At 49.7% G+C, this 13,655-nt stretch carries 12 protein-coding genes and 1 pseudogene; 10 read left to right on the top strand and 3 right to left on the bottom strand.

Annotated elements, in window-relative coordinates; translation table 11 throughout:
* Positions 1-13 precede the first annotated feature (13 nt).
* A complete protein-coding gene (locus KDW_RS22955) occupies positions 14-922 on the bottom strand; it encodes a DUF2785 domain-containing protein (RefSeq protein WP_151758259.1) in 909 nt (302 codons plus the stop codon).
* A gap of 234 nt (positions 923-1,156) precedes the next feature.
* Here KDW_RS22955 and KDW_RS31955 point away from each other — a divergent pair, with 234 nt between their 5' ends.
* Entirely contained in the window at positions 1,157-1,318 is a 162-nt protein-coding gene (locus KDW_RS31955) for a hypothetical protein (protein WP_162005532.1), read from the top strand.
* A gap of 12 nt (positions 1,319-1,330) precedes the next feature.
* A pseudogene (locus tag KDW_RS34220) lies at positions 1,331-2,472 on the top strand (cation:proton antiporter).
* A gap of 175 nt (positions 2,473-2,647) precedes the next feature.
* Here KDW_RS34220 and KDW_RS22970 read toward each other — a convergent pair.
* Positions 2,648-2,983 (bottom strand): hypothetical protein, encoded by a 336-nt coding sequence (locus KDW_RS22970; protein WP_151758262.1) that lies wholly within the window; start codon positions 2,981-2,983, stop codon positions 2,648-2,650.
* Positions 2,984-3,321: 338 nt separating this feature from the next.
* On the opposite strand from KDW_RS22970, the gene KDW_RS35275 reads away from it, so the two are divergent.
* The 4 genes from KDW_RS35275 to KDW_RS22990 are packed head-to-tail and all read left to right on the top strand — an operon-like array spanning position 3,322 to position 8,790.
* On the top strand, positions 3,322-4,872 hold the full coding sequence (locus KDW_RS35275) for a GAF domain-containing sensor histidine kinase (RefSeq protein ID WP_151758263.1): 1,551 nt from the start codon (positions 3,322-3,324) through the stop codon (positions 4,870-4,872).
* Entirely contained in the window at positions 4,860-7,040 is a 2,181-nt protein-coding gene (locus KDW_RS35280) for an ATP-binding protein (protein ID WP_151758264.1), read from the top strand. Before KDW_RS35275 ends, KDW_RS35280 begins: the two co-directional genes overlap by 13 nt.
* Positions 7,030-7,389 carry a response regulator gene (locus KDW_RS22985; protein WP_151758265.1) on the top strand — a complete coding sequence of 120 codons (360 nt, stop codon included), beginning with the start codon at positions 7,030-7,032 and terminating at the stop codon, positions 7,387-7,389. Before KDW_RS35280 ends, KDW_RS22985 begins: the two co-directional genes overlap by 11 nt.
* Before the next feature lie 33 nt (positions 7,390-7,422).
* Entirely contained in the window at positions 7,423-8,790 is a 1,368-nt protein-coding gene (locus KDW_RS22990; RefSeq protein ID WP_151758266.1) for a hypothetical protein, read from the top strand.
* A 45-nt stretch (positions 8,791-8,835) separates the two neighbouring features.
* On the opposite strand, the gene KDW_RS22995 is transcribed toward KDW_RS22990, so the two are convergent.
* Positions 8,836-9,732 (bottom strand): tyrosine-type recombinase/integrase, encoded by an 897-nt coding sequence (locus tag KDW_RS22995; protein ID WP_151758267.1) that lies wholly within the window; start codon positions 9,730-9,732, stop codon positions 8,836-8,838.
* An 828-nt stretch (positions 9,733-10,560) separates the two neighbouring features.
* Here KDW_RS22995 and KDW_RS23000 point away from each other — a divergent pair.
* The 4 genes from KDW_RS23000 (at position 10,561) to KDW_RS33095 (ending at position 13,606) form a co-directional block, all read left to right on the top strand.
* Positions 10,561-11,574, top strand: a complete 1,014-nt coding sequence (locus KDW_RS23000) for a hypothetical protein (protein ID WP_151758268.1) — start codon at positions 10,561-10,563, stop codon at positions 11,572-11,574.
* 84 nt (positions 11,575-11,658) lie between these two features.
* Positions 11,659-12,444 carry a GAF domain-containing protein gene (locus KDW_RS23005; RefSeq protein ID WP_151758269.1) on the top strand — a complete coding sequence of 262 codons (786 nt, stop codon included), beginning with the start codon at positions 11,659-11,661 and terminating at the stop codon, positions 12,442-12,444.
* Positions 12,441-13,172 (top strand): FIST N-terminal domain-containing protein, encoded by a 732-nt coding sequence (locus KDW_RS33090; RefSeq protein WP_198925444.1) that lies wholly within the window; start codon positions 12,441-12,443, stop codon positions 13,170-13,172. Before KDW_RS23005 ends, KDW_RS33090 begins: the two co-directional genes overlap by 4 nt.
* Entirely contained in the window at positions 13,109-13,606 is a 498-nt protein-coding gene (locus tag KDW_RS33095; RefSeq protein WP_198925446.1) for an FIST C-terminal domain-containing protein, read from the top strand. Before KDW_RS33090 ends, KDW_RS33095 begins: the two co-directional genes overlap by 64 nt.
* Positions 13,607-13,655: the final 49 nt, after the last annotated feature.

Here is a 13,655-nt window from a genome sequence, read left to right on the forward strand (position 1 = left end):
TGCCGGTACGGGTTTAACGTAAGCGATCTGTTTTGATGTCGGGGTCGATGATCTTTAGGACTTCGACGGAGAAGAAGCCGGGATCGAGCTGGTTCAGGGTTTTGATGATGGCGTCGATCAGCTCTTGCGCTCCTGCCAGTTTGTAGCCGGCCAGTGTGAGCTGGAAATACAGGCTGTGCAGGAACATTTTAGTATTGTGGTAGGCATAGATGTCGGGGGCCTGCGCAAAGCGTACGGTATTCTCCCAGTGGAGCTGTTCTTCTATCTGGGCCATTGGCCGGCACCACCAGGACCAGAAGCTGGGATGGATCAGGTTGCGGGTCAGGGCCGCGATTACGACCAGCGCCATGCGCTCTTCTTCAAGGGTGAGATAGGCATAGCTGGTCGGAACGGTGACCTTTTCGGCCAGGGCCGTCAGGATACGTTTAAGCTCGGCACCTCCGATATGGCGATTGCGTGCCAGTACCGCCAGGAGATCGCCTGCATGGGCCAGCGCATGCACCCAGCCTTTCCCGACCTCATAGCCGCGCAGGTCTTGTTCACGCATAAAATAACTGATGCCTTGTTCTAAAATAGCGTGTACTTCATCACCCTTGAGAAAATGTTGCGCATTATCATATTTCAAGATATCCGATAACGTCAGGGCAGAGAAAGAGCGCAGCAGGACCGTGTTGTCGCCTTCAGTCTCCAGGCCCTGCGTCATATTCGCGAGTAGCTGCGTGATCATCTCGCGCAGCAACTGCTCGGAGCAGAGTCCATGCAGGATCCAGTGTTCAAGGGTGGTGTAAATGTAATAATCGCGTAGCTCAGGATCTTCCGCGCCCAGTTGGTGCAAAAGCTCGGGTATGAGCTCCTCAATAGTGTATTGTGCAGGCAGTTGAAAGTTATTAGTCGCAATCGAGCGCCAGAAAGCAGTATCCATAGCCGTCCCTTTTTTGTCTTATGATAGCGAATTGACATTTGAAGAGCAAGAGCAAGCTCGGACTTCTTTTTTTATGGGTTGCGCTTGACAGGGCATGCGCGTATAAGGGAAGATAGGAAAAGATCATCATAGTGGAGCGCCGGGAAGACTGGTCGGCAACCAGTCTTTCTCTTTGCCTTTTTTAAGATAGACGCGGGTACACTGATAGTAAAAGAAGGTTTGCAAAGGAAAATAATGCTCACACTGCCTATCCTGATTCGCGATCTGGTCCTTTTTCTCTCTATCGCCCTGGTAACGAATCTGGTCACACGTAAACTGGCGATACCATATACGCTGGGTCTGGTCATCGTAGGCCTGGTGATTGGCCTGCTTGGCTTGACTCCCGAGGCGCGCTGACCTGATCTGGTCATGTATGTGTTTCTACCGGCTTTATTGTTTGAAGGAGCCTGGAACGTCAAGCTGGACCTGTTACGTAAAAACTGGCGCGTGATTTTCTTCCTGGCCGGACCTGGACTCCTGTTCTCCCTGGTCATTATCGCTGCGTTACTCCATCTGGTGGACGGACTTGATTGGATGACGGCTTTTCTGCTGGCGGCAATTCTATCGCCAACGGATCCTGTGGCTGTGCTAGGACTCTTCCGCCAGTTGCATGTCAATGAGCGGCTGGCCAATATCATTGAAGGTGAAAGTCTCTTTAATGATGGCGTGGCCGGCTCACTCTATCAAGTGTTTTTGATGCTGGTCTTGCTTGGCCTGCACAATACTCCCCTGACTGGCTGGCCGGCTATTGGCACAGGCATCTTGCAATTGTTGATCGAGGCCGGTGGTGGAATTGTCTTTGGAATCCTTAGTGGAGCATTGATCAGTCAGGGCTTAAAGCGGATCGATGATCCCAGATCGAGACGACGGTTACCCTCGCTGCGGCCTATGGTGTGTTCTGGATTGCTGATACCATTCATCTATCCGCGATCATCACGGTTATTGTGCTGGGCCTGGTGCTGGGTAATTATGGGCGCAATACCGCTATGTCCGAAGCTACAAGCGGAGACGTGGATACCGTCTGGAATATCGTCGCCTTTCTTGGCAACGCCCTGATTTTTCTGCTGGTAGGAGTGCAATTCCGCTCCTTTGCCCATACCTTCTTCAGTGATACCGGCTTTAGAACCTGGCTGGTCGCGTTATTGGCCGTAGGCATCGTCTTGCTGGCCCGCTTCTGTCTGACCTTTCTGCTCGCGTTACACTCATGGATTAAGTGGCCCAACTCACTATTTGAAAAAGGACGCTATGTTCCTCGCTCATGGCGGCTGATCATCTTCTGGAGTGGCCTGCGTGGCGCATTATCGCTGGCCCTGGCCCTGGCGATTCCTCTGGAAGTACCTGCCCGGAATATGATCCTGGTATCAACCTATGCCGTCGTCTTCTTTACCCTTCTGGTACAAGGCTTAAGTATTCGCTGGGTTCTGCACAAAGCCCTACCCACTGCTCATCCCCAGCCAGCAGAACTCCCAGATCACAACGAGCAACCCGAAGAAAAAGTTTTCTCTGCATAAGATCCCTGGTGGTTGATTGCCTCGCTCCTTATCGATCTTGCCCCAGGGAGATCATGTAGAAGGTGTTAACCAAATAAAGCCGGGGGCGCGGGGGCAGGCATGCTGGGAGCATGACAGTCCCCCGCTACTCTCTCCTCCCCTCTCCCGCAGCAGGCGGGAAGAGTTTTTTTATACCTCATTTTAAACCAGGTTTTAAAGCGTTTTTTTTCATGGCGCTATGTTCATGACAGGGAGGGAGTTTGCCCTGGCAATGCAGCCAGAAAGCCGGCGTCTCCCTGGAATACTCTATCAGATAAATGGTCGTTTCGCAGCTATCCACAGTCATATGAGCCATTTTTTGCAAGAAATGAGGCGCCTTCGCACGCAGCATCTCGATAAGCTCCTCCGCCTTCCATCCGGTTGCATCACGGTTGATACTGCCGATAATCTGTCCATTGATGTCAATAGTATGCTCGGGATATCTACTATTTAAGCTTTCCAGACACACAATGAGTATATCTTCGAGATACATAAGGAAGCCTCCTGTGCAAGACTATAAAATGATCAGCTCAATCGATGCAGACCACCATAGCACTACACGCTTGATCGCCATTGATTGTGGACACCTGAAAGAGAAGTAGTCCTTTTTCTAGTGCTGATTGGGGAGCTTGAATAGCATCTCTCCTTTCCCTTCCTTAAAGAATATGATAGACTGTTGAAGATTTCTAAAATATATTATCCATCAATGGTTTATCATTAAATGATAAAGGACGTAGGGATCCGAATGGTAAAGCAAGACACGCCTCATTTTGCTTCGTTTGATTTTTTGGCTGGTGGTGGGGATATGGGCGAACGGATTCGCTCATTTGATTGGTCGAAAACGCCCTTGGTCCGGTTGAAGTTTGGCCTCAGAGTTTAAAAACCATTATACGTATTATGCTTACTTCCCGGCAGCCAATCTGGATTGGCTGGGGGCCAGAACTGACTACATTCTATAATGATCCATATAAAGCCATTATCGGCGGCAAGCATCCCTGGGCACTTGGCAAACCTACTTCAGTCGTCTGGCAAGAAATCTGGCATGAAGTAGGACCCCGCCTTGAGATAGCTCTAAAAACAAATGAAGGTACCTATGATGAATCCCTCCTCTTAATCATGGAACGTTATGGATATCAGGAAGAGACCTACTACACATTTTCGTATAGTCCAGTGCCAGCAGATGAAGGTGGTGTCGGCGGGATTATTTGTGCCAATACCGATGATACGCTGCGGATTATTAATGAACGCCAGCTGGCATTATTACGCGCCGTGGCTGCCTCAAACTCTGAAGCCCGGACGATTGATGAGGTGTGCTCCCTCAGTGCCAGAAGTCTGGGAAATAATGCTCATGACATCCCTTTCGCGATGCTTTACCTGTTAGATCCCGAAAAACAAACAGCTTCTCTGGCAGGCAGCTCTGGTATTCCGCTCGATCATCCAATGATGCCAGCGCTGGTCACCCTGGATGATGCACAGGGCTGGCCTTTTGCAGAAGCGATAAAAGCGCAAAAAGAGTGTGTCATCCCTGATCTGGCTACGTTGTATGAGCAATTGCCACGGGGCGCCTGGCATATTCCGCCGCAAAAAGCAGTCGTTGTACCGATTGCGCAATCCGGTCAGAGCGGTCAGATGGGAGCGCTGGTGATCGGGCTGAATCCACTCCGTTTATTTGACGAAAGGTATCAGGGATTTGTTCATTTACTGGTAGGGCAGATTGCGGCCAGTATCGCGAATATCCAGGCCTTTGAAGAAGAGCGTAAGCGAGCCGAGGCACTGGAAGAGCTTGATCGCGCCAAAACGATCTTCTTTAGCAATATTTCACATGAATTTCGCACCCCGCTGATGTTGATGCTCGGACCCATCGAAGAAGCCATTTCAGGTAGTCTTGATATAACTGCTGAACAGCACGAGCAGATGGCGATCATTCACCGCAATGCGCTACGCCTGTTAAAGCTGGTGAATATGCTGCTGGATTTCTCGCGTATTGAAGCGGGACGTATCCAGGCATTCTATACCCCAACAGATCTCTCCACGATGACCATAGATCTGGCTAGTAGTTTCCGCTCGGTGATTGAAAAAGCGGGCATCAAACTAACTGTAGAGTGTCCACCACTGCCAGAACTGGTTTACGTAGATCAAGAGATGTGGGAGAAAATCGTCCTCAATCTCCTTTCTAACGCCTTTAAATATACGCTCAAAGGTGAAATTTCGGTGACTCTGCAACAGTCTGGCCATGTAGTGAAACTGATTGTCAGCGATACAGGTGTCGGCATTCCTGAGGCAGAGCTACCGCATATGTTTGAACGCTTCCATCGTGTGCGTGGCACCGAGGACGTACCCACGAAGGAACCGGTATTGGCCTATCTTTTGTGCTTGAGCTGATCAAACTTCATGGTGGAACCATCGACGTTGCCAGTACACTGGGCGCAGGAAGTACCTTTACTGTCACGCTACCGCTAGGAGCAGCCCATCTGCCACAGGATCGTCTGGATAAATCTGTTCAATCTAGATTAACCACTACCAATCTTCAGAGCTATGTCAGTGAGGCCTCCTGGTTGCTCCCCTCGCCGGAGGAGGTATATACGCCGCCTGCTGCGGTGCCCACCTCAGAGGAGACAGAAAATGTCGGTGATGGCGAATTTCAACCGGGAGGGCGTGTTCTATTCGCTGACGATAATGCGGATATGCGCGCCTATGTGAACCGGTTGCTACGACAACACTATGAAATCAAAACCGTTGCTGATGGAGAGGCCGCCTTGCAGGCCGTGAAGGAATATCAGCCAGATATCCTGTTGACAGACGTGATGATGCCTAAAATGGACGGTATCGAGCTACTCAACAGGCTGCGAGCCGATCCTCAGACCAGCACGCTGCCGATTATCCTGCTCTCTGCCCGTGCGGGCGAAGAAGCAAAGATCGAGGGTGTCAAAGCCGGGGCCAACGATTACCTGGTGAAACCCTTTAGCGCCCGTGAATTACTGGCACGCGTCGGGACGCACCTCCAACTGGTTCGGCTACGTAAAAAGGCTGAAGATGCGGTGAGGATGGAGCGCGAGCGCCTCTATGGTCTGTTCTCGCAGGCACCGGCCGCCATCGCCGTGCTGGATGGACCACAGCATGTCTATACCCTGGCGAATCCACTCTATCAGAAGGTCTTTAATCGTACGCAAGAAGAGCTTTTAGGGAATCCTTTTAAAGAAGTCTTTCCTGAGCTTGCCGGTCAGGGAGTTTATGAAATATTCGACACCGTTTTTGCGACCGGCGAGACGTTTGTGGCTAGCGAGTATCCAGTCTCCTTTAGTCGGTCCGAGCATGGAATTCTAGAGCAAACGTATTTTAATTTTGTGGCCCACCCGATCAAAGATGCCAATGATAAGGTCGAGAACATCATGATCCATGCCTTTGAGGTGACGGAGCAGGTGCACACACGGCAACAGATCAAAGAGAGCGAAGAGCGCTTCAGGACACTGGCAGAAAACATCCCCAATCTGGTCTGGATGGCTACTCCTAAAGGCTGGATCTACTGGTTCAATTCTCGCTGGTATGCCTATACCGGCACGACTCCAGAAGATATGGAAGCGGATGGATGGGAATCCGTTCATGATCCCAACGTATTACCTTCTGTGCGTAAGCGTTGGGAAAAATCTCTGGCCAGTGGTGAGCCATTTGAAATGGTCTTTCCTTTAAAAGGAGCTGATGAAGTTTTCCGTCCCTTCCTGACGCGCATGATGCCGATCTATGATGATGCCGGGATGATTGTGCAGTGGTTTGGTACCAGCACCGATATTACCGAGCAGAAGCGGCTGGAGCAGCAGAAAGATGAGTTTATTGGTATCGCCAGTCACGAACTAAAGACGCCGGTCACCAGTCTCAAGGCCTATACCCAGTTGCTGGAACGGCGCTTCCGCAAAGATGGTGACGCGCGTGCCTCAGAGTTGTTACATAAAATGGATGGGCAGTTAAACCGTCTGACAGGCTTGATCAAGGATTTGTTGGATGTGACCAAGATCGAAAGCGGCAAACTGATCTTTCAGAACTCTACTTTCGAGCTGAATGCACTGATCGACGAGATCGTCGAGGAAACACAACGTACAACCCTTACCCATACCATTCACCAGGAACTGTCCGCGCCGGCCATGGTATGTGGTGATCGTGATCGGCTTGGCCAGGTCCTGATTAATTTGCTGACCAACGCCATTAAATATTCGCCGCAAGCAGGAAAAATCCTGGTAAAAACTGCTTATAGAGATAAATATATTGTCACCTCTATTCAGGATTTTGGCATCGGGATTCCCAAAGAGCGACATACACAGGTCTTCGAGCGTTTCTTCCGGGTTGAAGGCGAGAACCAGACCACCTATCCCGGTCTGGGCTTAGGACTCTACATTTCAGCCGAATTTGTCAAAAGGCATCACGGCTCGATCTGGATTGAGAGCGAAGAAGGAAAAGGCACCACCGTTTCATTTTCATTACCCCTTGAGCATGCAAGTAATATGGTAGAGAGTGAGTATAAAAATGAGAGAGGAAGGTTGCAGCTCGATGAGCTATAAAAAAAGAATTTTTGTAGCCGATGACGATCCAGGTATTCTTGATGCTCTGACACTCATCCTGGAAGAATTCGACTATGAAGTGGAAACCACCAATGATGGTGCAAAAGTTCATGATATTCAACCTGACCGCTTTGATCTCCTGTTGCTGGATATCTGGATGTCGGGTTGGAATGGACGCGATATTTGTATGGCCTTAAAAAGCCAGCCCGCGACCAAAAATTTGCCTATCATACTGATATCCGCGAATAAAGACACGGAAAAAATTGCTAGAGAGGCTGGCGCGGACGATTTTATTGGTAAACCGTTTGAGTTGGATGAATTAGTAGCAAAGATTGAGAAATATATGTAGGCTTTTTTCCCTGGCGAGATTGAAACGATACATATGAAGCATGGTATACTCTGCAAAACTGGACTCTTTATTAAGAATGCCAACCAGATTGATTTCATACAGATGCTGCCAGAACTTACACTGTCATGCCTCTGTGAGCAAACGTTCATCCTGGGCCTGACCCATCTCTGGGTCACGAAGGATACGGGCATCGTGCCTGATAAATCCTTTGTGGATGCTGCGCGCGAACAATGGTCCTTGCTCGCCACCTACCGCTATCCTGAAGCCGTTAAGCTCTCCTCTGGCAAGCCGAATGAGGCTGTCTATGTGACGGCCAGCCAGAAAAACACCCTCGACGAGCGGCGACAGATCACGATTGTCTTTCCATATAACACGAAATGGAACTTTGGCACGGTGAACAATCCCCGCCACCTGTTGGGTACGATCGCCTATCTGGAAAAGTCCTTGCAGGTAAAAATTGTGGGTAGTCCGGCCAAAGTAGGCTGGAAGCTCATTGAACTCTTGAACGCAGAGCAGTGGGACACGCTCTCCTTAAAGCCGACCGATCTGGCAACCTATCACTTTGATCAGCATGCCGCCCAGGATATTATCTGGCAGCGGCCTCTGCATGCTTACGAGATACAGAAATACTATCTACATAAATATAGGAATCATACCGCTTATTTATATGAATGCCTGCAGCAGGATTTTGGCATTGGCGAGCCGTTGCATGTATCTGGTACGAATTATGATCCCTGCTATCCGGGTGTCTGGCGCATAAGCGTCAAAGAGAAAATGCTCCACAACCTGCCAGCCGTGCTATGGGAAGGTGCTGAATGGGTCGCGGCGCCGATCGTCAAATTTCTTCATGAGATTGGCGAAGATGTGACCGTGCATGAAGGCTGGGTCTATCCACAGGTCAACGACCAGGCGCACTACCAGCCCTGGTTGAAACCCTGGGCACAGTTTATCTGGCAAAAGTGGCAGGACTTTAAGGATGATGTCCGCTGGCGTAACTATGTCTGCCGCGAATATGCCCAATGGAGTATGAAAGATATTGTCATGGCTACCGTTGCCACAGGTACTGCTCATCATAGCCAGCCAGGTGTCAGGATACAGGCAGTTGGAGGGGCGCGCGCGACTATGCTTGGACATATCCTGGAGGTGCAGCGCGAGCAATTGTTGAAGCCGGTTCTGGTCTATAAAGATGCCCTGTATTATTTAAGTAATCAGCCAGAACCGCAGGGTATACTGGCCAGCATGGTCGCGCAGGCAGATGTACCAGGTCGTTTCAGTTGGGAATGGGCGTTGCCAATGACGAAGCACGTCGGTGAAATCCTGATGCAGGATATCCCGGCCCTTGAAAAGCAACGCATGCTGCAACGCATTGTCCAAAAACGCGAGAATGAGGACCCCTCTTAATCCTCGGGGCCCTCTCAAGTATCTATCATGTAATGGTCTGAGCCTTTACCACAAGCTGGTAAAATTTCCTTTTTGAGCCACCAGTCCAAGGTAATTCCTTACCTCTTCGAGCGACCAGCCAGATTCGCGGATGCGGCAGGCAAAATCATGCCGTAAGTCATTGAACGTAAGATCCTGAATCATTTCTCGCTGGGTAGGACTGGCCAGCGTTTTGAGGGTCCGGAACCAGTAGTGGATGCCCTCTTCGGTTAAGCGATCGCTGCGCTGTGAGGTGAATACATAGGTACGGCGCAGGTTAGTGGAATTATGTATATATTCGTAGAGTGGTTGACGAGCGCCATTTAAGAGATCAATATCGCGTGCGCGGTGTTCTTTATCGCCTACATGCAGCCAACCTACTTTGGGACCAACATGGGTATGGCTCATTTGGAGCCAGGAGATATCGCTGACGCGGCAGCCAGCCCAGTAGCCCAGCGCGAAGAGTGCCCTCCCACGAGCATCACTTTTACGCTCAACCAGTGAACGCAGGATGGCGCGTTGATCGGGCGAGAGTTGCTGCGTGGTCGCATGTTGGATAGGGGGAAGATCAATACCTCGGGTCGGATTCCTTTGCAGCAGTCCTTTCTCCTCAATCAGGAAATTAGCGAAGTTACTGATGGTGGATTTGACGCGTGCCCGATGGTGAAGTCCCAGTCCTTCTGACTCTAAATGAGATAGATACAGTTCAACGGTCGCTTTGACTAATTGTGCTGGTTGAAAATATCCATTGTTCTCGGGGCGTAAAGCGAGCCAGCCGATCAAATGACGTATGGTGCGTAAATAAGAATCTGTCGTCCCTTCAGATTTGCCGAAAAGAAATTGTTCATACTCCTCTAAAAGTGTACAAATTTCTTCACGTGCATTCAGGTGAAGTGGAAGCATATTTAAGGATACAGTACTCATTATTTCTCCACATAATCTTGCTACATTGCTCACAATATCCTTTTGTCTGACTACTCCTTGATTTTTACGTGTTTTCTACTATTACTCTACATCTTTCAGAGTGTGTCTGAAAATCACCTCCATGAGGTACTTCGTCGACAGACTTTCGCGCCTACTACATTGTCAAACTTCGTTTGATGAGTTGTGCGCCCGCTACGCGGGCGGCATGGGGGGGAGATGCCGGGGGCACAGCCCCCGATCCCCCAGTCAAGGGGCTCGGCGCCCCTTGCATCCCCGCCTCTCGGTGCCCCTTGCATCCCCGCCTCTCGATCCCCAGTCAAGGGGCTCGGTGCCCCTTGCATCCCCGCCTCCCCATCACATGATTTCTGACAGACTACTACGGCGCTCTAAAAATTTTATGCGGTGGTGGAAATGCGTGTGCGTCGCGCACGCATTTCCACCACCGCATAAAAGAAGTATGGGCACTTTAGTGCCCGAGTGTGGCTGAGCGCGACACTCCCGATCAGCGTGAATCTTCGATACACACTCTCAGCAAGCAAGTAGAATGGGTGCTTACTATGTAATTACGAAAAATAAGCCAGGAGAATTCATTCAGATTGCTTCAACTCTGAACAAAAATAATTTTTTTGTATAGGTTTATTTTCAGGAAGGGTTACTGATTACTACCCGCGTGAGAAATGTTTTGTTCTGTCGATTGAGATTGTTTGCTTTTTTAATATCTCAAGGACCAGACATGAACTTTTTACAAAAGATTTATATAATAGAGGCTATGCCTTTATTTGCCGTTGAGTATTGTGCCTGGCGGCCAATTAGAAAAGAGTGGTATTGATGGATCAGCGCTTGGATTTTATCTCATTTATTCAACAACCCAGTGACTTTGCAGAAATACAGGCAGGGAAACAAATATTTAGAGTGAAAGAAATACAAGATTTTTCTTATTTCTTACAATCAACCTCTGACTTGAATGCAGTTTTACATGATGTGGCTCCACTGCTGAACTCGAGTGATCTTTTTCATGCCGGCACGCTGGCTTTGATCTGTGGTGGATTGGTTGAAAGCGGAGCAGATCTGTCCATTGTAGTGAATGCGACCATGGAATTGCTGGTGAGTCAGTTGAGCAGGTTGAAAGATTATATATATATGCATAAGAAGTTGAGTCCACAGGAAATGTTTCTGCATTTTCCCACTGCGACCCGTGCTCATGCGGGACTGCCTTTTACGTTCATGGCGGCTATGACGATGCTCTGTCGCGATGTAGAGGCACGCAAGTACTGGCGGCGGCACAAGGATCTGCTGGATCTGGTTGAAGCATTGGAGGATACGGATGAACTGCCCTTTTATTTTAAGCGTTTGTTGACGCTGCTGGATGATCGCGAGTTGATGGTTTTTGATCCCCTTAATAAACGTGGTTTCCTTGTGCGCCTGGTTGGTGTGCAAGATGTCATGTATCACTGCTATGCACTGCTGCAAGATACCATCCTCAAGCATACAGGTCCTGGCTATCTGGATGCCGAGCCAACGGATCCAGAGGCTGTACGTTATGCACAGAACTATCAACTTACAGAAAAAGATTATTACAAGGCGCGAGGTACTTACGATTATCAACGCTTTGGCTTCAGTTATCCCGGTGGCCTGTTTTTTGCTGGTTCCGCGAGCTTTGCTGATCTACCAACGCTGGATGGGCTACCATTTCTGCTGATCGAGAAAAAATCCATGACCTTTCAATGGGAACCTGCTAACATGTATCCAGTGTTACATGGGGCATTAGCTTCGTGGGTATATCTTGTGCACGAAATGAGGAGTGAAGAGGTAAATATTTGGCTACAACGTATTTTTAGCTAAAGAAGTTTTCGCTTTCCTGGCGGGAATATGGTATAGTTTTAGATGGAACATAATTTTTGTCGTTGGAGATAGAGGAAGGAGCGTATGGTAAGTAAGGGAACAGTGTATCCTTTTACCGGAAGTGAGATTCAGAAGGATCTTTATAAGCGTGTATTTGAGTTGCTGGCAAGTGTCGAGGATGAGAACCGCCAATGGCGTATCGCCCAGACGATTTTTGAGTATATGCTCTTTCATTTTGATGAGCATAAGCAAGGCATCGCTGTGCGTTATGCAAAAGTCGGACCGGATCATGAAGATGGTATACATAGCCTCTATGAAACTTCACTGTATGGAACCTCACCATGGCCAATGACTGTGCAATATCACGCCTACTGGGGAAGGACACACCTGGGAGGCTGGGCCGCTGAATTGCAGCGGATGCAGCGCTGGGATGCACGGGATGGACAGCAGCATCGACCTATTGATATCGATCTTTATGAGCAAAGTTCCTGTGCCTATCCCATTATTCGCGGCGATGCACTGGCGGGTGTCTTAATGGTTTCCAGTACCCAGCCAGGATTCTTCCAGCATCCTTCTACCTGGCAAACTGTGCGTGACTATGCCTTATTATTAAATCTTGCCTTTGCGCAAAGTGACTTCTATCCTTTATCTCATATTAAATTGCGTGTCATGCCGGCTTTGTCCTGGCAAAGTGCTGAGATGCAAAAAGTGTATGTGCCACGGATGCTTATCGCTACCCGTCAGTACAATCTGGCTCTCCAGGATGCTGAGCGGCAGGTGCGTGACGAACTGGAGCTTGAGTTTGAGCAGGTTGCGCGATCACAAGATCTGCAAGAAAGTGTCAATAGTGGAAAGAGGGATGCAAGATGACTAAAACTGCCATTGTATCGACGAGTCTCACTGGAAGCCATGAAAGTGGCGTTGATCTGGGACAACAATTACTGGCCGCGCTCCCAGAGCATCTGGATGCGGTTATCCTGTTTGCTTCACCCCGTTACGATCAGACAGAGCTTCTGGCCGCGTTCAGCCAGACCTGCCATCCTCAACTCCTGCTTGGATGTTCATCTGCCGGTGAATTTACCTTTGCGCGCCAGGGAGAAGGCATGGCTTGTGCCCTGGCGATTAGCTCTTCCACCATGCGATTTTCCGCGACTGTGGGACAATCCATAAGCTCCAATGTGTCCGGTGCCGCGGAGCAACTGGTGGCTGGTTTCCATGGCCGTGAGATCGAGGATGAATATCCGTATCAGACCGCGATCCTGCTGGCAGATGCCCTGGCTGGCCATACTGATACATTGATTGAAGATCTTACACGACTCACCAAAGGATCCTATCAATTTATTGGTGGGGGAGCAGGTGACAACGCGCAATTTCAGCGCACACCCGTATTTTACGGAACCGAAGTGATTGACAATGCCGCGGTCGCGCTTGAGATTTGCTCGAAAAAGCCACTGGGACTCGGGCCAGCCACGGATGGACCCCGCAAAGCCGGCCATTCTTTGTCACAGAAGCGGACGGTAGCCGTATCATCAGCGTGGACGGTCAACCAGCGGTCGAGATCTTTAAGTCCCACGCCAGTGCCACCAACCAATCTTTAAATCTGGACGAACCCATCGCTTTCTTTCTGCACAACCTGGTCGGTATTGATATGGGCATCGGCTACAAATTACGTGTGCCGCTGATGATAGAAGCCGATGGCAGTGTTGTCTGTGCCGCAGAGGTACCAGTTGGCTCGACGATTCGGATTATGGGTGCCACCATCCAATCAGCGAAGGACGCGGCAGAAGCAGCGGTCAAGGACGCGCTCCTGAAAATGGGTGGTGAGCAACCAGCGGCCGCCCTGTTCTTTGATTGTGTTGCCACCCGCCTGAAGATGGGCCAGCAATTCAAGTCCGAACTGGACGGTGTCCAGCGACTGTTGGATCCCACCCACTATGTGGGCTGCAACACCCATGGCCAGATAGTGCGTGCCGAAGGACAATTCAGCGGCTTCCACAACTGTACCGCCGTCGTCTGTCTGTTCCCAGACTGATCATGCTCCCGCGTAGCGGCAGCCTTCACGGCTAATACGTTTCACGTAA

Source organism: Dictyobacter vulcani, from assembly GCF_008974265.1.
Classification (GTDB): domain Bacteria; phylum Chloroflexota; class Ktedonobacteria; order Ktedonobacterales; family Ktedonobacteraceae; genus Dictyobacter; species Dictyobacter vulcani.

Coding starts and splice junctions, on each gene's coding strand:
- KDW_RS22955 (WP_151758259.1), bottom strand. CDS start 922: ATGGATACTGCTTTCTGGCGCTCGATTGCGACTAATAACTTTCAACTG.
- KDW_RS31955 (WP_162005532.1), top strand. CDS start 1,157: ATGCTCACACTGCCTATCCTGATTCGCGATCTGGTCCTTTTTCTCTCT.
- KDW_RS22970 (WP_151758262.1), bottom strand. CDS start 2,983: ATGTATCTCGAAGATATACTCATTGTGTGTCTGGAAAGCTTAAATAGT.
- KDW_RS22985 (WP_151758265.1), top strand. CDS start 7,030: ATGAGCTATAAAAAAAGAATTTTTGTAGCCGATGACGATCCAGGTATT.
- KDW_RS22990 (WP_151758266.1), top strand. CDS start 7,423: ATGAAGCATGGTATACTCTGCAAAACTGGACTCTTTATTAAGAATGCC.
- KDW_RS22995 (WP_151758267.1), bottom strand. CDS start 9,732: ATGAGTACTGTATCCTTAAATATGCTTCCACTTCACCTGAATGCACGT.
- KDW_RS23000 (WP_151758268.1), top strand. CDS start 10,561: ATGGATCAGCGCTTGGATTTTATCTCATTTATTCAACAACCCAGTGAC.
- KDW_RS23005 (WP_151758269.1), top strand. CDS start 11,659: ATGGTAAGTAAGGGAACAGTGTATCCTTTTACCGGAAGTGAGATTCAG.
- KDW_RS33090 (WP_198925444.1), top strand. CDS start 12,441: ATGACTAAAACTGCCATTGTATCGACGAGTCTCACTGGAAGCCATGAA.